This is a genomic window from Pseudomonas sp. NPDC007930, from assembly GCF_042958985.1.
Lineage (GTDB): Bacteria > Pseudomonadota > Gammaproteobacteria > Pseudomonadales > Pseudomonadaceae > Aquipseudomonas.
The window spans coordinates 19,540-40,229 of the sequence record NZ_JBIBKC010000022.1 but is presented as its reverse complement, the minus strand read 5'-3'; the positions used below and the strand labels follow the sequence as shown (position 1 = coordinate 40,229).

General features: G+C 67.3%; 20 protein-coding genes. 11 read left to right on the top strand and 9 right to left on the bottom strand.

Annotated features, from left to right (window positions below):
- Positions 1-8 precede the first annotated feature (8 nt).
- Together ACFZCE_RS25040 and ACFZCE_RS25035 are read right to left on the bottom strand one after the other, a co-directional pair.
- Positions 9-959 (bottom strand): FecR domain-containing protein, encoded by a 951-nt coding sequence (locus ACFZCE_RS25040; protein WP_390943240.1) that lies wholly within the window; start codon positions 957-959, stop codon positions 9-11.
- 4 nt (positions 960-963) lie between these two features.
- Positions 964-1,473 (bottom strand): sigma-70 family RNA polymerase sigma factor, encoded by a 510-nt coding sequence (locus ACFZCE_RS25035; RefSeq protein ID WP_390943239.1) that lies wholly within the window; start codon positions 1,471-1,473, stop codon positions 964-966.
- A gap of 151 nt (positions 1,474-1,624) precedes the next feature.
- On the opposite strand from ACFZCE_RS25035, the gene ACFZCE_RS25030 reads away from it, so the two are divergent.
- Positions 1,625-2,326 (top strand): tRNA (adenine(22)-N(1))-methyltransferase TrmK, encoded by a 702-nt coding sequence (locus tag ACFZCE_RS25030; protein WP_390943238.1) that lies wholly within the window; start codon positions 1,625-1,627, stop codon positions 2,324-2,326.
- Here ACFZCE_RS25030 and ACFZCE_RS25025 read toward each other — a convergent pair.
- Both ACFZCE_RS25025 and ACFZCE_RS25020 read right to left on the bottom strand, forming a co-directional pair.
- A complete protein-coding gene (locus ACFZCE_RS25025) occupies positions 2,323-3,204 on the bottom strand; it encodes a diguanylate cyclase domain-containing protein (protein ID WP_390943237.1) in 882 nt (293 codons plus the stop codon). The two genes, ACFZCE_RS25030 and ACFZCE_RS25025, sit on opposite strands and share 4 nt — an antisense overlap.
- 100 nt (positions 3,205-3,304) lie before the next feature.
- Positions 3,305-3,538, bottom strand: a complete 234-nt coding sequence (locus ACFZCE_RS25020; RefSeq protein WP_390943236.1) for a hypothetical protein — start codon at positions 3,536-3,538, stop codon at positions 3,305-3,307.
- A gap of 232 nt (positions 3,539-3,770) precedes the next feature.
- Between ACFZCE_RS25020 and ACFZCE_RS25015 the strand changes: the two genes are divergently transcribed.
- The gene (locus tag ACFZCE_RS25015) at positions 3,771-4,106 is read left to right on the top strand and encodes an I78 family peptidase inhibitor (protein WP_390943235.1); all 336 of its coding nucleotides are present in this window, start codon (positions 3,771-3,773) and stop codon (positions 4,104-4,106) included.
- A gap of 12 nt (positions 4,107-4,118) precedes the next feature.
- Here the strand turns inward: ACFZCE_RS25015 and rapA are convergent, their stop codons facing one another.
- The gene (gene rapA, locus ACFZCE_RS25010; RefSeq protein WP_390943234.1) at positions 4,119-6,944 is read right to left on the bottom strand and encodes an RNA polymerase-associated protein RapA; all 2,826 of its coding nucleotides are present in this window, start codon (positions 6,942-6,944) and stop codon (positions 4,119-4,121) included.
- 159 nt (positions 6,945-7,103) lie between these two features.
- Between rapA and ACFZCE_RS25005 the strand changes: the two genes are divergently transcribed.
- Both ACFZCE_RS25005 and ACFZCE_RS25000 read left to right on the top strand, forming a co-directional pair.
- Positions 7,104-7,412: an aspartate-semialdehyde dehydrogenase gene (locus tag ACFZCE_RS25005; protein WP_390943233.1), complete on the top strand. Its 309-nt coding sequence runs from the start codon at positions 7,104-7,106 to the stop codon at positions 7,410-7,412.
- Between the two features lie 37 nt (positions 7,413-7,449).
- On the top strand, positions 7,450-7,614 hold the full coding sequence (locus ACFZCE_RS25000) for a hypothetical protein (RefSeq protein WP_390943251.1): 165 nt from the start codon (positions 7,450-7,452) through the stop codon (positions 7,612-7,614).
- Between the two features lie 285 nt (positions 7,615-7,899).
- Here the strand turns inward: ACFZCE_RS25000 and ACFZCE_RS24995 are convergent, their stop codons facing one another.
- The gene (locus tag ACFZCE_RS24995) at positions 7,900-8,778 is read right to left on the bottom strand and encodes a LysR substrate-binding domain-containing protein (protein ID WP_390943232.1); all 879 of its coding nucleotides are present in this window, start codon (positions 8,776-8,778) and stop codon (positions 7,900-7,902) included.
- Between the two features lie 135 nt (positions 8,779-8,913).
- On the opposite strand from ACFZCE_RS24995, the gene ACFZCE_RS24990 reads away from it, so the two are divergent.
- Both ACFZCE_RS24990 and ACFZCE_RS24985 read left to right on the top strand, forming a co-directional pair.
- On the top strand, positions 8,914-10,269 hold the full coding sequence (locus ACFZCE_RS24990; protein WP_390943231.1) for a D-galactonate transporter: 1,356 nt from the start codon (positions 8,914-8,916) through the stop codon (positions 10,267-10,269).
- A gap of 53 nt (positions 10,270-10,322) precedes the next feature.
- The gene (locus ACFZCE_RS24985; RefSeq protein WP_390943230.1) at positions 10,323-10,700 is read left to right on the top strand and encodes a c-type cytochrome; all 378 of its coding nucleotides are present in this window, start codon (positions 10,323-10,325) and stop codon (positions 10,698-10,700) included.
- A 31-nt stretch (positions 10,701-10,731) separates the two neighbouring features.
- On the opposite strand, the gene pcsA is transcribed toward ACFZCE_RS24985, so the two are convergent.
- Entirely contained in the window at positions 10,732-11,457 is a 726-nt protein-coding gene (gene pcsA / locus ACFZCE_RS24980; RefSeq protein ID WP_390943229.1) for a phosphatidylcholine synthase, read from the bottom strand.
- 272 nt (positions 11,458-11,729) lie between these two features.
- Here pcsA and ACFZCE_RS24975 point away from each other — a divergent pair, with 272 nt between their 5' ends.
- Complete coding sequence (locus tag ACFZCE_RS24975) at positions 11,730-12,707, top strand: tripartite tricarboxylate transporter substrate-binding protein (RefSeq protein WP_390943228.1); 978 nt, start codon at positions 11,730-11,732, stop codon at positions 12,705-12,707.
- A gap of 253 nt (positions 12,708-12,960) precedes the next feature.
- On the opposite strand, the gene ACFZCE_RS24970 is transcribed toward ACFZCE_RS24975, so the two are convergent.
- Positions 12,961-13,587, bottom strand: a complete 627-nt coding sequence (locus tag ACFZCE_RS24970) for a LysE family transporter (protein WP_390943227.1) — start codon at positions 13,585-13,587, stop codon at positions 12,961-12,963.
- Between the two features lie 348 nt (positions 13,588-13,935).
- Between ACFZCE_RS24970 and ACFZCE_RS24965 the strand changes: the two genes are divergently transcribed.
- From ACFZCE_RS24965 to ACFZCE_RS24950, 4 genes are read left to right on the top strand one after another with little or no spacing between them, the layout of a single operon-like run.
- Positions 13,936-14,184 (top strand): phosphopantetheine-binding protein, encoded by a 249-nt coding sequence (locus tag ACFZCE_RS24965; RefSeq protein ID WP_390943226.1) that lies wholly within the window; start codon positions 13,936-13,938, stop codon positions 14,182-14,184.
- A 32-nt stretch (positions 14,185-14,216) separates the two neighbouring features.
- Positions 14,217-16,118, top strand: a complete 1,902-nt coding sequence (locus tag ACFZCE_RS24960) for an HAD-IIIC family phosphatase (protein ID WP_390943225.1) — start codon at positions 14,217-14,219, stop codon at positions 16,116-16,118.
- Positions 16,119-16,133: 15 nt separating this feature from the next.
- A complete protein-coding gene (locus ACFZCE_RS24955) occupies positions 16,134-17,303 on the top strand; it encodes a GDSL-type esterase/lipase family protein (protein WP_390943224.1) in 1,170 nt (389 codons plus the stop codon).
- A complete protein-coding gene (locus ACFZCE_RS24950; RefSeq protein ID WP_390943223.1) occupies positions 17,300-18,739 on the top strand; it encodes an MBOAT family O-acyltransferase in 1,440 nt (479 codons plus the stop codon). Before ACFZCE_RS24955 ends, ACFZCE_RS24950 begins: the two co-directional genes overlap by 4 nt.
- A 178-nt stretch (positions 18,740-18,917) precedes the next feature.
- On the opposite strand, the gene ACFZCE_RS24945 is transcribed toward ACFZCE_RS24950, so the two are convergent.
- Positions 18,918-20,648, bottom strand: coding sequence for a GDSL-type esterase/lipase family protein (locus ACFZCE_RS24945; protein ID WP_390943222.1), 1,731 nt, complete (start codon positions 20,646-20,648; stop codon positions 18,918-18,920).
- Positions 20,649-20,690: the final 42 nt, after the last annotated feature.

Here is a 20,690-nt window from a genome sequence, read left to right as displayed (position 1 = left end):
GAACGCCCCTAGGCCGCCTGCATCGGCTCCAGGCTCACCCACCACGGCGTGAACCGGCGGATGCCCACGCCCAGCAGGCGGCTGACACTGGCCAGCACCCGCTCGGTGTCGGCCAGCGGGTAGGTGCCCGACACCCGCAGCCCGGCCAGCGCCGCGGCGCAGCCGAGGTGGCCGTGGCGGTAACGGCTGAGCTCGGCGAGAAAGGCGTCGAGGCGCTGGTTGTCGGCGATGATCATGCCGTCGGCCCAAGCTTGGTCGGCCTCGCTCAGGGCCCGCGGCGGGCCGGCTTGGGCGCTGCTGAACAGCAACTGCTGGCCGGCCACCAGGCGCTGGGCGGCGGCCGCGGCCGGGCGCACCCACACCTCGCCTTCGCGCACCGAAACCCGGCTAGTGCCGTCGCCCTGGCGCACGCTGAAGCAGGCGGCCATGGCCTCGACCTTGCCCTGGGCCGTGCACAGCGCCAGCGGCCCACGGGAATCGGCCACGCTGCGCAGTTGCACTTCACCGCGCAGCAGGCGCAGGCCACGGGCCTGGGCGGTGATGCTCACATCGATGGCGGTGTCGGTATTGAGCAGCACCGAACTGCCGTCGGCCAGGGTGTAGCGGCGCTGTTCGCCCACCGGGCTGTGGTAGTCGGCCAGCGCATCCTGGCCCAGCCGGCTGCTGCGCGCGGCCCAGCCCAGGCCGCCGGCGCCGGCCAGCAGGCCGAGCACCTTGAGCGCCTGGCGCCGGCCCAGCGGCGCGCTGCCCAGCGCGCTTTGGGTGAGCCGGGTGTGCCCCTGCAAGGCGGCAAAGCGCTCACCGAACTGCTCGATGCACTGCCAGGCGCGCTCGTGCTCCGGCGCCGCCTGGCGCCAGGCCTGCCAGCCGGCCAGGGTGCGCTCGGCCACCGGCGGGCTTTGCAGCGCCAGTAGCCAGGCCATGGCCTGGCGCGCGATGGGTTCCGGGACTTGGCTCATCGGCTCAGGCCTGGGCGGCGAAAAAGCATTGCAGGCCCGCCTTGGTGATGTAGCGCTTCACGCTGGTGACCGACACCCCCAGCCGCGTGGCGATCTCGCCATGGCCCAGGCCATCGAGCTGGGACCAGAGGAACGCCTGGCGCACCGGGGTACCGAGGCCGTCGAGCAGGCGGTCGAGGGCTTCGAGGGTTTCTACCACGATGGCCTGGGCTTCCAGGCTGGGCGCCTCCAGTGCCGGCTGGCTGGCCAGCACTTCGAGGTAGGCCTGCTCGATGCGCTGGCGGCGGAAGTGGTTGCTCATCACCCGCCGCGCCACGGTGACCAGCAACGGCCGCGGTTGCCGCGCGGCGACCGGTTCGGCGCCGCAGAGCAGGCGCAGGAAGGTGTCCTGGGCCAGGTCCGCGGCTTGCTGGTGGCAGCCCAAACGCTGGCGCAGCCAGGTCTTCAGCCAGCTGTGGTGCTCGGTGTACAGTTGCTGCAGCTGGGCCTGGGCGGCCGGCGCGGGGTGGGGCATGGAAGGCCTGCAAAAGAAGCGGCATGTATGATAATCATTATCATATACAGCCAGGCGAAGCGGCTCAAGGCCCTGCCAGCATTTGAAATCCCCGCCCGGCCCCGCCACAATCGCGCCCGCCCTCCGCCGATGAGAGGGCAGGGGAGCCGTTTTGAACGAACATACATTGTCGCTGCGCCTGCAACGGGTGGCGGCCCAGGTGCCTGCTGGCGCGCGCTTGGCCGACATCGGCTCGGAGCACGCGTATTTGCCGGCGGCCTTGCTGCGGCGCGGCACGATTGCCGCCGCGGTGGCCGGCGAGGTGGCGCTCACGCCGCTGCGCGCGGCCGAGCGCACCGCGCGCGAACAGGGCCTTGGCGCGCGCCTCAGCGTGCGCCTGGCCGACGGCCTGGCGGCCATCCGCGGCGAAGACCAGATCACCGCGATCAGCCTGTGTGGCATGGGCGGCGAAACCATCCGCGACATCCTGGCGGCCGGCAAGGCCCACCTCAATGGCCGCGAGCGGCTGATCCTGCAGCCCAACGGTGGCGAGCCGCCGCTGCGCCAGTGGCTGATGGCCGAGGGTTACCGCATCGTCCATGAAGAAGTGCTGCGCGAGCACCGCTTCGACTACGAGATCATCGTCGCCGAGCCGGGCGCGGCGGCCTACAGCGCCCGCGAGCTGTACTTCGGCCCGCTGCAGTTGCAGGCGCGCGGCCCGGCGTTTTTGGCTAAGTGGCGGCGGTTGCTGCGGCAAAAACAGGCCACCCTGGCGCACTTCGCCCACGCCCGCCAGCCGGTGCCAGCGGCCAAGCTGCACGCCATCAATGAGCAGGTTGCGTGGATCAGCGAGGTGCTGGCCGCCGAGAGTTAGCGTGCCGCGCCGCTGCCCTCGGCCGCGCGGCGGCTGCGCTTGGCCTGGTACATCTGCGCGTCGGCATGGCGCAGCAGGGTGTCGGCGTCTTCGCCGTCCGTAGGGTAGATGGCCGCGCCGATGCTGCACAGCGGCGTGGCCAGGGTGCCGAATTCCGGCCCCAGCGGCTCGGCCATCACGCGGAGGATCTGCTCGACCTTATGGGCAACGTCTTCCGGGCCGTGGATGCCGGTGAGCAGCACGGTGAATTCATCACCGCCCATCCGCGCCACGCTGTCGCTTTCGCGCACGCAGCTTTCGAGGCGCCGCGCCACCGCGCACAGCACCCGGTCGCCGGCGGCGTGGCCGTACACATCGTTGATGCCCTTGAAGCCGTTCACGTCGAGAAACAACAGCGCCAGCCCCTGTTGCTGGCGGTGTGCCAGGCGCAGGGCAGCGGCCAGGCGGTCGTTGAACAGCGAGCGGTTGGTGAGCTTGGTGAGGGGGTCGTGGTGGGCCAGGAAGCGCAGTTCTTCCTCGGCCTGGGCCAGCGCGGTGACGTTGCGCGCCACGCCGATGCGCGCGCCGACCTCCTCGGACCAGAACGCCGCCCAGAGGATATACACCACCCCGCCGTCTTTGCGGATATAGCGGTTACGGAAGTCGAAATGCGGCTGGCCGCTCATCACCCGGGTGATCGAGGCGCGGGTGGCGGGCAGGTCTTCGGGGTGCATGTAGCCGGTGATCAGGGTGCCGGTCATCTCGTCGGGGCGGTAGCCGAGCAGGGCTTCACAGGCGTCGCTGACGAACACGATGCGGTCGTCGGCATCGACCACAAACACGGTGTCCAGCATCAGCTGGATCAGTTTGGGGTAGAGGGTTTGCAGGTCGATCGCCATGGGGCACGCGGCAGGCTGGGGGTGTTGCGGGCGATCATACCCGATTGGCGCGTGGCGGCGGCGTTTTGTGCCGGGGTTTCGGCGGCGTGGCGCGGCGGGCCTAGAGGCTCTCTGCCGTGGCTTCGCTGGGCTTGCCCGCGTGCAACGGCCAATGCACATGGCTGAAGCGCTCGAAGGCCTGGTCGATGAACAGCCGTGCCGCGTCGATGCCCAGCTCGCGCACCAGCAGGTCGATGCCGATGATCGCCAGTTCTTCGGGGTTGTCCGGGCTGAAGGAGCACTGGCCGTCGAGCCAGCGGGCTTTGATGTCGGCGTCGATCCTGACGGTGGTCATGGTGGCGTGCTCGCGAAGCGGGGAAGTGGCCCCTAGTTAAGCATGGCCACGGCCGCTTCGCACTGAGACTTAAGGCATAACCGCCGGTGTGGCCATAACCGCGCATCCAGACACATCAAGACATAACTCTCGTGCGCCAGTACCGTTTCGCTTTGGCAGACTGCGCGGCTGTGCAACCTCTGCGCCTTGCCGTGGTCGCAAGCACGTTGATCCCAAAGGAAAAGGAGGCTTCATGCCCTTCAGTAAGTTCGGCTGGTTGGCGCTGGCCGCCGCGGCCACCCTGGCCGGTTGTGCCAGTGGCGACAAAACCGAAAGCCCCGCCGCCGCCAGCACGGCCCCCGCGGCCACCACGGTGCCCAACGATGGCCGCTGCCATGCCGAGGGCGCGCAGTTCGCCGTGGGCCAGCAGGGCTCCCAGGCGTTGCTCGACCAGGCGCGGCAACGCTCGGGCTCCGGCGCGGCGCGGGCCTTGCGGCCCAACGACATGATCACCATGGACTACCGCTCCGACCGCCTCAACCTGTACCTCGACGGCAGCGGCAAGGTCACCCGCGCCGGCTGCGGCTAGCCCGGCAGGCCGTTAGCCGGCCACCAGCACCCGGATCGCTTCCAGCCGCAAGGCGGCTTTTTCCAGCATTTTCAGGCCGTTTTCGCGCTGTTCGCGCAAGGCCTGGATTTCGCTGTCGCGTACGCTGGGGTTGACCGCCTGCAAGGCGGTCAAGCGCGCCAGTTCTTCGTCCAGCTCGGCCTTCAAACGCTGCTGCGCCTGGCTCACCCGCTCGGCGTGCAGCGGCTCGACCTTGTCCTGGCCGGCGGCGATGCGCGGTGCCAGGGCGTCGCGTTGGGCCTGGATGAACTTGTTGGCGCTGGCCTTGGGCACGCTTTCGAGCTGGTCGTTGAGGGTGTCGAAACTCACCCGCGCGGCCAGGTCGTTGCCGTTGGCATCGAGCAGGCAGCGCAGCGCCAGCGGCGGCAGGTAGCGCGCCAGTTGCAGGTGGCGCGGGGCGACCACTTCACTGACGTAGAGTAACTCGAGCAGCACGGTGCCGGGCTTGAGCGCCTTGTTCTTGATCAGCGCCACCGCGGTGTTGCCCATCGAGCCGGCCAGCACCAGGTCCATGCCGCCCTGCACCATGGGGTGTTCCCAGGTCAGGAACTGCATGTCTTCGCGGGCCAGGGCCTGGTGGCGGTCGTAGGTAATGGTCACGCCTTCGTCGTCGCCGAGCGGGAAGCTGGCGTCGAGCATCTTCTCGCTGGGCTTGAGGATCAGGGCATTCTCGGAGTGGTCTTCGCTGTCGATGCCAAAGGCGTCGAACAGGGTTTCCATGTAGATCGGCAGGGCGAACTGGTCGTCTTGCTCTTCGATCGCCGCCACCAGCGCCTTGCCTTCGCCGCCGCCATTGGAGTTCAGCTCCAGCAGGCGGTCGCGGCCGTTGTGCATCTCGCCTTCGAGGCGTTCACGCTCGGCGCGGGCCTCGGCCACCAAGGCGTTGAAGGCGTCGTCGTCGCTGCTGGCCAGTTGCGCCAGCAGGCGGGCGCCGAACTGGTGCTGCAGGGCGTTGCCGGTCGGGCAGGTGGCCAGGAAGGCGTTGAGTGCCTCGTGGTACCACTGGAACAGCCGCGCCTGCGCGGTGCCTTCAAGGTAAGGCGCGTGCAGTTCGATGGTGTGCTTCTGGCCGATGCGGTCAAGCCGGCCGATGCGCTGCTCGAGCAGGTCGGGGTGGGCCGGCAGGTCGAACAGCACCAGGTGGTGGGCAAACTGGAAGTTGCGGCCTTCGGAGCCGATCTCCGAGCAGATGAGCACTTGCGCGCCGTACTCTTCGTCGGCGAAGTACGCCGCCGCGCGGTCGCGCTCAAGGATGCTCATGCCTTCGTGGAAGGTGGTGGCGGGGATGCCCGAGCGCACCCGCAGGGCGTCTTCGAGGTCCATCGCGGTTTCGGCGTTGGCGCAGATCACCAGCACCTTGATCTTCTTGAGCATTTTCAGGGTGTCGATCAGCCACTCGACCCGTGGGTCGAAGCGCCACCAGCGGTCGTCTTCGCCGTCGGCCGCCCAGGCGGTGTCGGGGTACAGCTCGGCGCCCAGGCCCAGGTAGCCTTCAGGGGTGGGCAGCGGGTAGGGGTGCAGCTTGCGCTCAGGGAAGCCCTGCACCGCCGCACGGGTGTTGCGGAACAGCACGCGGCCGGTGCCGTGGCGGTCGAGCAGTTCGCGCACCAGGCGCGCCTTGGCCTCCTGGTCGCCCTGTTCGACCGCGCTGATCAGCGCCTCGCCGGCCTCGCCGAGAAAACCACGGATGCTCGCCAGGGCCTGGGCCGACGGGCTGGGGTGGTCGAGCAGCTCTTGCACGGCTTCGGCCACCGGGCGGTAGTGCTCGCTTTCGGCGCGGAAGGCGGCCAGGTCATGGAAGCGGTTCGGGTCGAGCAGGCGCAGCCGCGCGAAGTGGCTGTCTTGCCCCAGTTGCTCGGGGGTGGCGGTGAGCAGCAGCACGCCCGGGATCACTTCGGCCAGTTGCTCGACCAGGCTGTACTCGGCGCTGGCGTTGTCTTCGTGCCACACCAGGTGGTGGGCCTCGTCGACCACGAGCAAATCCCAGCCGGCGGCGAACAGCGCATCCTGGGCTTTTTCAGCGTGCTTCAGCCAGTTGATCGAGACCAGCGCCAGTTGCGCGTCTTCGAACGGGTTGCTGGCGTCGCTTTCGGCGAAACGCTCGGCGTCGAACAGCGCCACTTGCAGGTTGAAGCGCCGGCGCATCTCGACCAGCCATTGGTGCTGCAGGCTCTCCGGTACGAGGATCAGCACGCGGCTGGCGCGGCCGTTGAGCAACTGGCGGTGGATCACCATGCCGGCTTCGATGGTTTTACCCAGGCCCACTTCGTCGGCCAGCAGTACCCGTGGGGCGATGCGGTCGGCCACTTCACGGGCGATGTGCAACTGGTGCGGGATGGGTTGCGCGCGCACCCCGCCCAGGCCCCACAGCGACGACTGCAGGCTGGCGCTGGTGTGCTTGAGGGTGTTGTAGCGCAGCGCGAACCAGTTCAGCGGGTCGATCTGCCCGGCGAACAGGCGGTCGCTGGCCAGGCGGAACTGGATGAAGTTCGACAGCTGGGTTTCGGGCAACACCACCACTTCGTTCTGCGCGTTCAGGCCGCTGTACACCAGCAGGCCGTCGGCGTCTTCGACCTCGCGCACGGTCAGCTTCCAGCCTTCGAAGTGGGTGATCACATCGCCCGGCGAGAAGCGCACGCGGGTCAGCGGCGCGTTGCGCAGCGAGTATTGGCGGGTGTCGCCCGTGGCGGGGTAGAGCACGGTCAACAGTCGCCCGTCCTGGGTGAGTACCGTCCCCAGCCCCAGTTCTGCTTCGCTGTCGCTGATCCAGCGTTGCCCTGGTTGATACTGCTGCGCCATGCCTGACTTACTCCGCCTGCGAAAAAGGTCAGGATTCTAGCGTAATTCGGCTTGGGTTGCTCGTCTCGCCCCACATAGGCAAATACTCAGGAATGCGACAGAATGCCTCAAGTTGCGGCCGCGCCGGCCGATCACCCGGGCACAGGAGACCCTACGCCCATGCTTTCGCCGATCACCCCCGCGGTCCACGTACCGATCAACCCCCAGCTCGACCCGGCCAAGCCGACGCCGCAGATCACCCCGGTGGTCGCGCCCCAGGCCACCACCGGCGAGGCGCAGATCGACCTGCGCCAGCGCGAGCAGGAAGGCGCCGAGCTGCTGCGCGACCGCCAGCGCCGCGGCAAGCGCCGGCCGCACGAGCCGCTGGTGGTGCCGGGCGATGAGCTCAACGCCGACAACACCGTGCCGGCGGTGGCGCTGATCGACGGCGAAGAACGCCAGGGCCACTGGATCGACCTGAAGGTGTGAGGCTGGCATCATGGGGCCTCTTTGAGCAGCACGGCGCATGACCATGGCCCAGGACGACAACCTGATCGATTTCTCCAGTGAACGCGCCAAGCGCGTGCACGACCTCAACGACAAGCGCCTGAACGACCTGCGCCAGGCGTTCGAGCAGGCGCTGCCGCTGCCGGGGCGCAAGAAAAAAAAGCCCAAGCCGAAAAAGCGTTGACCCAGGTCAAGGCGCCCTGGGCGGCTAATCCATACAGTAAGCCCACTGAGACCGCGCAAGCGGCCCTCGGGCACGCAAGGCACTTTACAGGCGACTTCGGTCGCCTTTTTTTGTGCCTGTAAGGGCCTTTCGCCCGGCACAGGCGGCCTCCCACCAGACTTGTATAAGTGCTTGATTTAATAGGCAACATAGAATTCGTGGGAGGCCGGCTGTGCCGGGCGATAGGCCCTTGCAGGCCATGCGCTGAGCAAAACCCGCTGAAAAACAGGGCTTCCCACCGTCGATTCACTGAAGGGCCTTCGCCCCTTGCACCACCCCCCGAAACGCCGCCAACCCCGGGTTGGCGTTATCGGTGCGCCAGGCCATGTACGTCTCGGCATGCACCAGCCCCTCGGCCAACGGCCGGAACACCAGCCCGGCGCCGAGTTGCTGCGCCGAGGCCGGCACGATCGCCACGCCGAACCCGGCCCGTACCAGGTTGAGAATGGTGTGGGTCTGCGCCAGGTGATAGCGGTACTGCGGGGTGGCGCCGGTCATGGCGAACAGCCCGGCGATGGCGTCGTAGAAGTACCGCGCCTCTTCGCTGCTGTACATGATGAACGGCTGTTGATCCAGCGCCTGGCACGGCACTTCAGCCAGCGCCGCCAGCCGGTGGCCCTCGGGCAGCACCGCCAGCATCGGCTCGCGCCACACCTGTTGTGAGGCCACGTTGGCCTGGGGCGGCAGGTGGCGCAAAAAGGCCACATCCAGCAAGCCCGCCAGCAGCGCCTCGAGCTGCGCGTCGCTGACCATTTCCATCAGTTTTACCTGCAACTGCGGCAGCGCCTCGGCCACCTGCCGCAGCAGCTGCGGGACCATCCGGTAGCCGGCCACCGCGGTGAAGCCCAGCACCAGCCGCCCTGCCTCGCCACGGGCCAGCCGGCGGGCATGGTCCCCGGCCTGCTCGGTGTAGGTGAGGATCCGCCGCGCATCGGCCAGAAACCCCGCGCCGGCGGCGGTCAAGCGCACCGCGCGGTTGTTGCGTTCGAGCAGGGTAATGCCCAGGTCGCGTTCGAGCAGTTGGATCTGCCGGCTCAGCGGTGGCTGGGTCATGAACAGGCGGGCGGCGGCGCGGCCGAAGTGCAGTTCTTCGGCCACGGCCACAAAACAGCGCAACTGGTGCATTTCCACGATTCAAAACCTGTATTGATGCATGCGGTTTCTATGTTAGACGCATATCAATGCGCGGATCTATCATCGGGCCATCACTGTTCAAAGTGTTTCCAAAAACAACAACACAACGCTACAGGAGGCCTCTCGATGAGCGCCAAGCCCCTGGCCAATGCCTACGCCGTCGCAGATGCGCGAGTAGGCCGGCACCGCTTCGTGATCCTGGCGATGATCTTCATCGTCACCGTGATCAACTACGCTGACCGCGCCACCATGTCCATCGCCGGCACTGGGGTAGTCGCCGACCTGGGCCTGGACCCAGTCATGCTCGGGATGATCTTCTCCGCCTTTGCCTGGGCCTATGCCCTCGGGCAGATTCCCGGCGGCTGGCTGCTCGACCGCTTCGGCGCGCGGCGGGTGTATGGCATCAGCCTGGTGCTGTGGTCGCTGTTCACCATGGCCCAGGGCACCGTCGGCTGGTTCGGCCTGATGGGCGCCAGCGCGGCGATTAGCCTGTTCGCCATGCGCTTCATGCTCGGGCTGGTGGAGTCGCCGGCGTTCCCGGCGAACAACCGCATCGTGTCCTGCTGGTTCCCCACCCGTGAGCGCGGCACCGCTTCGGCGTTGTTCAACTCGGCGCAGTACATGGCGGTGGTGCTGTTCACCCCGCTGATGGCCTGGCTTACCCACGCCATGGGCTGGGAGCATGTGTTCCTGTGGATGGGCGGCCTGGGCCTGGTGCTGAGCGTGGTGTGGTTCGCCACCTACCGCGAGCCGCACAAAGACCCACGCTTAAGCAGCGCGGAGCTGGCGATGATGCGTGAGGGCGGCGCCCTGGTAGACCTGGAGCGCGACCGCACGCAAAGCAAGCCGCGCACGCGCTGGGCCGAGGTCAAGCAGTTGTTCCAGCACCGCAGCCTGTGGGCGGTGTACCTGGGCCAGTACTGCATCACCGCGCTGACCTACTTCTTCATTACCTGGTTCCCGATCTACCTGATCAAGGGCCGCGGGATGACCATCATGCAGGCCGGCTGGGTCGCGGCGCTGCCGGCGATCTGCGGGTTCTCCGGTGGCGTGCTGGGCGGGATGCTCTCTGACTGGCTGATCCGCCGCGGCATGCACCCGTCACGGGCGCGCAAAACCCCGTTCATGATCGGCATGGCGCTGTCGATGGTGCTGGTAGGGGCCAACTTCACCGACGCCAACGCCGCGGTGATCGCCCTGATGGCCCTGGCGTTCTTCGGCAAGGGCCTGGCCGCGGTGGGCTGGGCGGTGCTCTCGGACACCGCGCCGAAGGCCATGGTGGGGTTGAGCGGCGGGGTGTTCAACGGCATTGGCAACATTGCCGGGATCGTTACCCCGGTGGTGATTGGGTATATCGTCGCCAGCACCGGCTCGTTCAACATCGCCCTGTGGTTCGTCGCCGCCCATGGCTTGCTTGGGTTGCTGGCCTACGGCTTGCTGGCCGGGCGCTTCGAACGCGTGCAACTGCGCGGGCAGGCGTGACCGCCGGGGCGCGCGCCGGCTAAACTGGCGCACCTGCCCCGCCGGAGCCCACCGTGAAACCTGCCGTACTGTTGATTGCGCTGGCCGCCCTGGCCAGCGCTGGCGCCCACGCCGAAGGCGATGCCGGCAACGGCCAGAAGCTGTTCACCCGCCTGTGCGGGGGCTGCCACAAGGCCGGCCCCGATGCCCGTAACAGCTTTGGCCCGCAGCTCAATGGCGTGGTCGGCCGCGCGGCCGGCAGCCTGCCAGACTACAGCTACTCACCGGCGATGAAGGCCGCCGGGTTCACCTGGGATGAACCGCGCCTGAAGGCCTTTCTGAATGAGCCGGGGGATGTGGTGAAGGGCACCAAGATGTACTTCTGGGGCGTGAGCGACGACGACAAGCTCAACGACCTGCTGGCGTTTTTGCGCGCTACCGCGGGCCAGTGACCGGGGCCAGGGCGGCCCCGGGGCAGGGGGGTTACATGCGCCGGCTGCTGAGCCCGCGTTCACGCCATTCCAGCGCCGTGCGCCATACGCAAATGCCCACGAAGTAGGCCGAGCAGGCCAGCCACAGGGCCAGCGGCAGCGGGCTGAGGCTGGGGCGGATGATGATCAGCCAGAGGCTGCAGAGCAGCCAGCCGAAGGTCACGGCGATGTTCAGCGGCATGAAGCGCTTGACCCGGAACGGGTGCAGGAACTTCATCGGGCTGACGGTGAGGATCGCCAGGCCCACCACCGTGGCGAAGGTCAGCCAGGGCGCCGGGGTGAGGATGTACAGGCACAGCGCGACCACGTTCCAGGCCGCCGGAAAGCCGACGAAGTAGTTGTCGCTGCTCTTCATGTTGACGTTGCAGAAGCAGAACAGCGACGACACCAGGATCAGCGTGGCGGTGGCCAGCACGGTGTATTCGGGCAGCGGAATGTACTTGTAGATGAACAGCGCCGGGATGAACGCGTACGTGAGGTAGTCGATCACCAGGTCGAGGATGCTGCCATCGAAATGCGGCAGCACTTCACGCACGTTGACCCGCCGCGCCAGGCTGCCATCGACGCCGTCGACGATCAGCGCCACGCCCAGCCACAGCAGGCAGGCCTGGGGTTTGTCTTCGAACAGGGCCAAGGTGGCCAGCAACGCGGTGAAAACCCCGGTGGCCGTAAATGCGTGGGCACTCCAGGCGGCGAGGGTGAGGCTGTGTCGGTTCAAGGTGGTTCTCCCGCCTTTCTGAGCGTGTAATTTTTGACAGGCCATTTGACCACAGGGTTCACCCTTCGGTCATCGAAACGCTGCATTGGCTTCATTTTACTGTAGCTTCGGCGGCCGCGGCTTGCCGTGGCGCAGCTTAAGCGGTGCCAGGCCTGGCCGTGAAAATAACCCACCACACCTTCACCCCCGAGCAACTACGCTCAATGAAGGCCCTACGCCCAACACGCAGTAGGTTTCATGCCCGGTAGGAAACCAGGTGGGAGATAACAACAATGCACAGAAGAACCGTACTCGCCGGGCTTGGCCTCGCCGGCTTGGCGACCATGGCCCGCGGCTGGGCCGAGAGTAACGCCCCCACCCATGGCACGGTGGTGTTCGGCGCCGCCAAGGGCGCCATCGGCAGCACCCTCGCCGAGCTCACCCTGGCCCAGTTGCGGCGCGACTACCAACTCGATTACTCGCTGGTGATCAACGACGCGCGCAACAGCCGCGCGGCGGTCGAGTCGGTGCAGCATGCCAAGCCCGACGGCGCCACCTTGCTGCAGGCGCAGAGTTCGTCGATCGTGCTGTTCCCCAGCACCTACAAGGCGCTGGGCTACGACCCGGTCAAGGATTTCGCCCCGCTGACCATCCTCGGCACCTACGGTTACTCGCTGGTGCTGGGCGCGGCGGTGCCGGCCAACGTCACCACCGTGCAGGGCTACCTCGACTGGGTCGAGCGCAACCCCGACCAGCGTGACGTGGGCTTCTCGTTGTATGGCTCGCAGGCGCACCTGCTCAGCGTGATGCTCGCCCGCGAGAGCGGCACGGCGGTACGCCCGCAGGGCTATGGCTCGGCCAATTCGATCTTCAACGACCTGGCCTCCGGGGCCATTGGCGCGGCCTTTACCGTCAATGGCAACGTGCCGCTGCTGGCCCGCGCCGGCGTGCGCGCGGTGGCCATTACCGACCCGCACCGGCTTGGCCCGCGGCCCGACGTCCGCACCTTCGCCGAAAGCGGCCTGGCGGCCTTGAACCTGACCGGCTGGTATGGCTGGTTTGCGCCCTCCAGCACGCCCACGGTGGTGCTCAATGACCAGGCGATCAAGCTGGGGCAGATGACCGTAGGCGATGAGTACACCGCCCAGCTCAACTCCCTGCTGCTGGAGCGAAACACCGCCAGCCCGGCGGAAATCGCCGTGCTGATGCAGCGTGAGATCGCCCAGTACGCGGAGTTGACCAAAAGCTATCGGTTGTCGGTGTCGACCTGAACCGCGCACGGCTTGCCGGCCCCTCGCCCGGCACAGCCGGCCTCCCACCAGATTTGTGTAAGTACTTGATTTACGTGGCAACACAGAACCCGTGGGAGGCCGGCTGTGCCGGGCGAGGGGCCAGTCAGGCCATGCGCTCGGTAAAATCACTTGGAAAAAACTGGGCTTTTGACCCTCAATTAGCGCTCTGATAGCTTAAGTGAACAGCATTACGGCACAGCCGGAGTGCCGGGCAAAGGGCCTACCCAGGCACTCACTTCTGGCTAAGCGCCGCCACCGAGACCCCGGAGGCCACGAAGGTCAGCCCGGCGCCCAGGTTCAGGCCTTCGACCACCTTGGGCCGCTGGCGCAAGAACCGCGACAGCGTGCTGGCGAACACCCCCATCAGGGCGAACCCCAGCGCCGTGAGCACGGCGAACCACAGCCCGTACACTGCCATCTGCACACTCACCGGGCCGCGCTGCGGGTCAACGAACTGCGGGATGAACGCCAGCACGAAGAACCCCGGTTTGGGGTTCAGCGCCGCCGACAGCAGCCCGGTGAGAAAGATGCTCGGCAGCGGTTGCCGCGCCGCCGGTTGCAGGCTGATCAAGCTGCGCGAGCGCAACACCTTGATGCCCAGCCAGAGCAGGTAGCCGGCGCCGATCAGCTTGACGATCCAGAACGCCACCACCGAGGTTTGCATCAGTAACGTCAGCCCCAGCGCGGCGGCGGCCACGTGGAAACCAATGCCCGCCCCGGAGGCCAGCCCGGACACGATCGCCGCGGTTCTGCCCTGGCTCAGGCCACGGGCAATGGCCAGCAGGTTATCCGGGCCGGGGGCCACTACCAACAACAGGCACGCTGAGGTATACGCCAGCCAAACAGTAATAGGAAACACCGGTACGCTCCTTCGTTGCCCTTGATCGGTACGCAATGAAAATAACATGGGAGGGCTATTCCGGGGCATTGGCTTGTACTACAGTGGCTTCACGGCCACGTTCTTTCCTGCGCCCCGCAGGCGTGCCCCAGCCAAAAACCTGACATATCCCCCCAGCGCCTGAATCCCGGCGCCGGCCGAACACTGCGGTAGCCGTGTTCAACCGGCCGGCGGCAGCCTGCGCCGGGGTTTCGCCGCACCCACAAAACTTTCTATACCCCTTGCTGCGCCTGGGCCACAGCCCCGGGCGCGGCGTGCCTGCGTGTGTATTCAACCCACTTAAAGTGTCCCAACCGGGGAGTGCCTTATATGAGCCTTGACCAACAAGCGGTGTATTCGAAGTTGAACGAAATTTTTCAGGACGTGTTTGACGAAGACGATGTTGAGGTTAAACCGGAGATGACCGCCGATGATGTTTCCGGGTGGGACAGCCTGAGCCATGTGCGCTTGATCCTGACCATCAGCAAAGCCTTCAACATCAAGTTTTCCGCCGCGGAAACCGCGGCGTTCAAGAACGTCGGCGAATTGGCCACGGCGATTGCCAGCAAACTTCATTAAGCCTGCCTGTGGCCTCGCGCCAAGGAGCCCTCATGCCCATTTCGATCAGCGATTTGCCCTGGCTGGTGCGCGCACCGGCGGACTTTTCCGCGCAATGCCGCGCGCTCAGCGCCGACACGCCCGACCTCGGCCGCACGCTGCGGGCCCTGGCCAACTGCGCGATGGACGGCAACCAACTGCAAAAGCTGGCCAACGCCCTCAAGCGCCTGCAAGGCGCCGGCGCGCCGCTGGCGCCGTTACTGCCGGTGCGCTTGGGGGTGCTCGGCAACGGCACCCAGGACTTCACCGCCCCGGCGCTGGCCGCCACCGCGGCCCGCCATGGGCTGGCGCTGGACGTAGCCCAGGCCGAATACGACCAAGTACTGCAGGCCGCCAGTGATGAGTACTCCAGCCTCAACACCTTTGCCCCGCAACTGGTGCTGGTTGCCGTGGATTACCGCGGCTTGCCCTGGCAGCCCACCCCGGGGGACGCCGGCGCGGCCAGCGCCAACGTCGAGATGGCGCTCAATTACCTGCAGGGGGTGCGCGACGCGGTGCGGCGCAACAGCGGCGCGCTGTGCATCGTGCAAAACCTCGCGGCACCCGCCGAAGGCCTGTTCGGCAGCTACGACCGGCGCGTGCCGGGCACGATGCTGTGGCTGGTGGATGAACTCAACCGGCGGCTGCTCAGCAGCCTGGCCGGCAGTGAAGACATGCTCTTCGACGTGGCCCAACTGGCCGCCAGCGTGGGCCTCGACGCCTGGCATTCGCCCGCCGAATGGAACATGGCCAAGCTGCCGTTCGCCAGCGAGTACCTGCCGTTGTACGCCGACCACCTGCTGCGCATCATCGGTGCCCTGCGTGGGCGCAGCCGCCGTTGCCTGATCCTCGACCTCGACAACACGGTGTGGGGCGGCATCATTGGCGACGACGGCCTGGAGGGCATTCGCATTGCCCAGGGCGACGCGGTGGGCGAAGCACACTTGGCGGTGCAGCGCATGGCCCTGGCCCTGCGCGAGCGTGGGATCGTGCTGGCGGTGTCGTCGAAGAACACCGACGAGATCGCCCGCAAGCCGTTTCGCGAACACCCCGAGATGCTGCTGCGCGAAGAGCACTTCGCGGTGTTCCAGGCCAACTGGCAAGACAAAGCCAGCAACATCAAGGCCATCGCCGAGGCACTCGCCCTTGGCCTGGACGCCATGGTGTTTCTCGACGACAACCCGGCCGAACGCGGGTTGATCCGCCAACTGCTGCCGCAGGTGGCGGTGCCGGAGCTCGAAGACGACCCCGCCAGCTACGCGCGCACCCTGGCCGCGGCCGGCTACTTCGAGACCGTGGTGTTCTCCGAGGAAGACCGCAAGCGCGCCGCGCTGTACCAGGAGAACGCCCGCCGGGTGACCCTGCAGCAGCAGGCTGGCGACGTTAACGCCTACCTCGCTTCGCTCGACATGGAGATCGTGTTCAAGCCCTTCGACCCCACCGGGCGCGCGCGCATCGCGCAACTGATCAACAAGTCGAACCAGTACAACCTCACCACCCGCCGCTACACCGAGGCCGAGGTTGCCGCGGCCGAGCAGCAGCCGGGTGCCTTCACCCTGCAGGTACGCCTGCTCGACCGCTTCGGCGACAACGGCATGATCAGCGTGATCATCTGCAAGCCTGGCGAGCCAGACACCTGGCACATCGATACCTGGCTGATGAGCTGCCGGGTGCTGGGGCGCAAGGTCGAAGACGCGGTGCTCGGCGAGCTCATCAGCCAGGCCCGGGCCCGTGGCATCACCCGGCTGGTGGGCGAGTTCATCCCCACCGAGCGCAACATGATGGTCAAGGCGCATTACCCCAAGCTGGGTTTCGAGTGCCTGGCCGAACACGCCGACGGCACCACCCTCTGGGCCTTGGGCACCGCCACCGCCACACCGGCGCCGCACATGCGCGTGCGCCACGAAGCACTCTAGCCACGGGGGCCGGCCATGCAACATGAACCGAAACACCACAGTGCCCCGGCGCTGCCCAAACGCGACCTGTGGTTGCTGCCGTTGTTGGTGGTCGCCACCTTGGCCGCGCTGTTCGCGGTGGGCGAGGGGGTGGCGCGCTATTTTTACCCAGCCGAGGCGATCGACGCCTGCCAGGTGCCCGATGCCATCATGGGCACCCGCTTCAAGCCGGGTTGCACCTCGACCACCAAGGCCCCGGAAGGGCCCTGGGTGACCAACCAGTACAACGAGTGCGGTGCCCGCTCGGCCACCTCCTGCGCGGCCAAGGCCAGCGGCACGTTGCGCATCGTGGCATTTGGTTCGTCGCTGACCGAGGGCTACTTGATCCCCTACGAGCAAGCCTACCCGGTGCGGGTGGGCAACGCCCTGGCCGGCTACTGCCACCGCCCGGTGGATGTGCAAGACGTGGCCAGCATCGGCTACAACTGGAAGCGCCAGCAGCTGAACTTCGCTGACGCGGCCAAGCTGCAGCCCGATGTACTGATCACCAGCATCGTGCCCTTCGACCTCGAGCGCGACCCGCAAAGCTACGAGCCCGAGGCCGCGGCAGCCGCCAGCGCGGCCCCCGCGCCGCCACCGCCACCGTTGCTCAACCGGCTGTACGTGGCGCTGAAGGAGCAGGTGAAAGCCGCCTACGTGGCGCAGTACTTCTACTTCAAAGACGCCAAAGCCTTCACCGACCTGTACCTGCACTATGGCGAGAAGGCGAACTTCCTGCGCACGCCGTTCAGCCCGTTCTGGCTGGCGCGGCTGCAGGCCTACGACGAGCTGCTCGGGCAGATGGCCGGGCAGGCCCACGCCGCCGGCGTACCGCTGGTGCTGGTGTACGTGCCGCAGCGGGCCCAGGCGGCGATGATCAGCGGCACGCCGAGCCCGGCCGGGGTAGACCCGTGGGCGTTCAGCCAGGCGATTGGCGCCATGGCCGCGCGCCACGGCATCGTTTACGTCAATACCAGCGACAGCTTCAGCCAACTGAAGAACGCCGCCGACCTCTACTACCCGGTCGACGGCCACCCTTCCGGCGACGGCCACGCGGTCATCGCCGAAGCCGTGGTGGCGCGCCTGGCCGGTTTGGCCGGCAGCCCGTTCGCCGATTGCGACGCCCCGGCGGTGATCGCCAGCCTGACCCAGAGGGCTACCCCATGAACGTGCCGTCGTTCGAGTTTCTCGGTTTTGCCGCCGTGGCCGCGCTGTTGTTCAACCTGGTGCGGCGGGTGGGTTACCGCCAGGTGGTGCTGTTGGCCACCAACCTGGTGTTTTTCGCCAGCCTGATGCACGGCTGGGTGGCCTGCGTGCCGTTCCTGGCGTTCCTGTTGCTCGGTTACGGCCTGCTGCGCGCCTGCCAGGCCCGCGCCGGGCAAAGCCAACGCGGGCTGCTGGCCGGCGCGGTGGTGCTGATCATCCTGGTGTTTGCCTGGCTGAAAAAATACGGGTTCTTTCCGCCCGGGGTGTTTCTGGACTTCCCCTACGCCACGGTGGGCCTGAGCTATGTGTTCTTCCGCGTGCTGCACTTGGTGATCGACGCCGGCGGCGGAGTGCTGCCGGCGATTACCCCGCTGGGGTACATCAACTACACGCTGAACTTCACCGCGTTGATTTCCGGGCCGATCCAGCGCTACGCCGACTACAAAACCCAGGCCGACAGCGTGGCGCGGCCGGATGTGATCAACGCCGGGCGCGCCATCGAGCGGATCTGCATCGGGTTTTTCAAGGTGTTCCTGCTCTCGCACCTGCTGCATGACCTGCAAGGCAGCGCCCTGGGTTTGTTGCCCGAGGCGCTTGGGCTGTGGAGCACGGTGCTGGCCGGGGTGCTGGTGGCGGCCAGCTACCCGTTGTTCCTGTACTGCAACTTCTCCGGCTACACCGACGTGGTGATCGGCGTGGGGTACTTTTTCGGCCTGCGCCTGCCGGAGAACTTCAACAACCCGTTCATTGCCGAGAACTTCATCAGCTTCTGGGGCCGTTGGCACATGTCGCTGTCGAACTGGCTGAAAACCTACGTGTACAACACCTTGCTGATGCGCCTGATGGAGCGCTTTCCGGCACGCGGCATCGAGCCGTTTCTCGGCGTGCTGGCGTTTTTCGTGACGTTCTTTCTGGTGGGCATCTGGCACGGGCAAACCTCGGAGTTCGTGATGTTCGGCTTACTCCAGGGCGGCGGCGTGGCGCTGAACAAGCTGTACCAGATTCAAATGGCCCAGCGCTTGGGCAAAAAACAGTACAAGGCGCTGTGCGCCAGGCCGCTGTACACCGCCGCCTGCCGCGGGCTGACCTTCGCCTGGTTCGCCTTCACGTTGTTCTGGTTCTGGGCCAGTTGGGCGCAGATCGAGGCGTTCTACAGCGCCCTGGGCTGGGCCGGCGCGGTGCTGGTGTGGGCGGTGGTGTGGCTGGGCGCGGCACTTCTGATCGAGGCGGTGCGGCGGTTGTGGGCGGGGCTGCTGTTGCTCAAGGCCGGCGATGCGCCGCTGGCCACCTCGCGCTACACCCGCACCGTGAGCATGACGCTGGTGGCGGCGCTGACCACGGTGTTCATCCTGCTGGCCAGCTCACCCGCGCCAGACATTGTGTATAAAACCTTTTAGGGCCCATCGCCCGGCACAGCCGGAGTGCCGGACCACGGCCTCCCACCAGATGTGTAGCGTCCCGTAAATCAATGACCCTACAGAACCCGTGGGAGGCCGGCTGTGCCGGGCGAAGGGCCCTGAAGCCTTGCCAACGGGACAACCCCCTGCAGCGATCAGCCTTGCCGGCCCCATCGCTTCAAAACCCCAACACCTTCCCCACCACCTTGGCCGCCATCCGCGCCTGGCGCGCCTGCCCCTCGGCGCTCAGGTGCACCTGGTCGCTGGCGAAGTACGGCGGCGGGTACAGCCCGCTCTGGCCGCTGAAGGCCGCTTCGCTGGCCCAGTCGAGCACCGCGTCGCAGCCCTTCAGCGGCGCCCGCAGCGCCGCGTTCACCTCCAGCACCACGCGGTTGGTGGCGCTCGGCGCGCTACGGATCACATCCGCCACGCACACCACCTTGGCCCCGGCGGCATGGGCCAGGGCGGCGCCACGCCGGTAGGTGGCGAGGATCGCCGCGGCGCTGTCGCCGTACTGCTGGTCGTTGTAGCCGCCCTGGAGGATCACCAGCTTGTTCGGGCTGTTCGAGGCCGCCAGGTTCGGCAGCGCGTATTGCTCCCAGCGCTCTACCGCGGCGGCCAGGCGCCCGCCATAGCTGGCAGCATTGACCAGTTGCAGGTCAGCCCGGCCCAACTGGCTGAGCATCTGCGCCGGCCAGCCTTGCTGGAACGGCGCGCCGCTGCCGTCTGAGTGGCTGTCGCCCAGCACCACGATCACCCCGCCACTGGGCGGCGCCAGGCCAAAGCTCTGCGCCAGCGATTCAGCCAATGCCGCGCGGGTGGCGGCGTCCAGTGGCCAGGGCACGATGATCGCCGCGCTCATGTTGACCAACCCCGAGCGGTTGAAGCCGCTTTGCCCCAATGCCCCCCCGCGCAAGTGCGCGCCATTGCCGCCACTGGCGCTGCGGTGGGTGCCGAGCATGTCGATGGCCTTGCCCTGTTCATCGGCGCTGCAGATGATCACCGCCGGGGTTTCGGTGGGCACCGTCGCCGCGTAAACGTTGTCGCCACCGCCCTCGCAGGCGGTGGGCTGGGTGTTATGGCGGGCAAAGCCCAGCCCGGCGTTCTTCCCCGCCATCGCCCCCACGGTGATGAACCCCACCGGCGCAAAGGCCGAGGTGGCTTCGGCCAGCGCCGCCAGGGTGAAGCGGTTGGCGTCCAGCGCCACCCCCATCGGCAAGCGCAAAAAGGTATCGGCCGGGTCCCATTCACCGGCGCCGGCGTGGGCGTCGAACAACAGCGCCCGGCTGTTGCCGTGCAGGCGGGTGCCGGCCAGCACCGGGCGTTTACCGGCCACCGGTTGGGTGGCGTCGTTGCCGCCGCCGCCCTGGTCGTGCCAGGCCTCCACCCGGGGCGCTACGCCGCTGTCGAAACGGGCATAGCCTTGCAGGGTGGCCGGTGGCGCGGTGTAGCGGTCGAGGCTGGCGCTGTCGAGGCTGCCATCGGGCAAAAAACCGATGGCCATGCCCGGCTCATTGGCGCTTCGCCGCACCGTCACGGCCGGGCCGCTGTAGCACTGGCTGAGGCGGCGGGTGCCGTAGCCGGTGGGGGCGAGCAGGGCCAGGCTGAGGGTGGCGCCGCTGCCGCCGCCGGCGTGCACCGGCACGGGTTGGTTCGGGGCGCAGGCATGCATCAGCGGTTGGCGGACAGTCACCGCGGCGATGGCGTTCCCCGTGGTGGTTTGGCTCACCGTGGCGCTGGCGCCGCCAGGCAGGGCGAGGGTGTCACCCACCTGGTAGCCCTGGCCGCCGGCCACCGGGGTGGCGCCGGTCAGGTACAGGCCGATCACGTCCAGTGGCAACGGCGCCGCGCCGGCGCCAGTGGCCAGCAGGGCCGTGCAGAGCAGGGCGGGCACGCGGGGGCTGGGCATAGGCACCTCAGGGCAGGGTGCCGCTAGCAGAGCATTTGCCAG

Bases quoted from the DNA above. Each gene is read 5' to 3' on its own strand.
- ACFZCE_RS25040 (WP_390943240.1), bottom strand. From the start codon at position 959: ATGAGCCAAGTCCCGGAACCCATCGCGCGCCAGGCCATGGCCTGGCTA.
- ACFZCE_RS25035 (WP_390943239.1), bottom strand. From the start codon at position 1,473: ATGCCCCACCCCGCGCCGGCCGCCCAGGCCCAGCTGCAGCAACTGTAC.
- ACFZCE_RS25025 (WP_390943237.1), bottom strand. From the start codon at position 3,204: ATGGCGATCGACCTGCAAACCCTCTACCCCAAACTGATCCAGCTGATG.
- ACFZCE_RS25020 (WP_390943236.1), bottom strand. From the start codon at position 3,538: ATGACCACCGTCAGGATCGACGCCGACATCAAAGCCCGCTGGCTCGAC.
- ACFZCE_RS25015 (WP_390943235.1), top strand. From the start codon at position 3,771: ATGCCCTTCAGTAAGTTCGGCTGGTTGGCGCTGGCCGCCGCGGCCACC.
- rapA (WP_390943234.1), bottom strand. From the start codon at position 6,944: ATGGCGCAGCAGTATCAACCAGGGCAACGCTGGATCAGCGACAGCGAA.
- ACFZCE_RS25005 (WP_390943233.1), top strand. From the start codon at position 7,104: ATGCTTTCGCCGATCACCCCCGCGGTCCACGTACCGATCAACCCCCAG.
- ACFZCE_RS25000 (WP_390943251.1), top strand. From the start codon at position 7,450: ATGACCATGGCCCAGGACGACAACCTGATCGATTTCTCCAGTGAACGC.
- ACFZCE_RS24995 (WP_390943232.1), bottom strand. From the start codon at position 8,778: ATGCACCAGTTGCGCTGTTTTGTGGCCGTGGCCGAAGAACTGCACTTC.
- ACFZCE_RS24990 (WP_390943231.1), top strand. From the start codon at position 8,914: ATGAGCGCCAAGCCCCTGGCCAATGCCTACGCCGTCGCAGATGCGCGA.
- ACFZCE_RS24975 (WP_390943228.1), top strand. From the start codon at position 11,730: ATGCACAGAAGAACCGTACTCGCCGGGCTTGGCCTCGCCGGCTTGGCG.
- ACFZCE_RS24965 (WP_390943226.1), top strand. From the start codon at position 13,936: ATGAGCCTTGACCAACAAGCGGTGTATTCGAAGTTGAACGAAATTTTT.
- ACFZCE_RS24960 (WP_390943225.1), top strand. From the start codon at position 14,217: ATGCCCATTTCGATCAGCGATTTGCCCTGGCTGGTGCGCGCACCGGCG.
- ACFZCE_RS24955 (WP_390943224.1), top strand. From the start codon at position 16,134: ATGCAACATGAACCGAAACACCACAGTGCCCCGGCGCTGCCCAAACGC.
- ACFZCE_RS24950 (WP_390943223.1), top strand. From the start codon at position 17,300: ATGAACGTGCCGTCGTTCGAGTTTCTCGGTTTTGCCGCCGTGGCCGCG.
- ACFZCE_RS24945 (WP_390943222.1), bottom strand. From the start codon at position 20,648: ATGCCCAGCCCCCGCGTGCCCGCCCTGCTCTGCACGGCCCTGCTGGCC.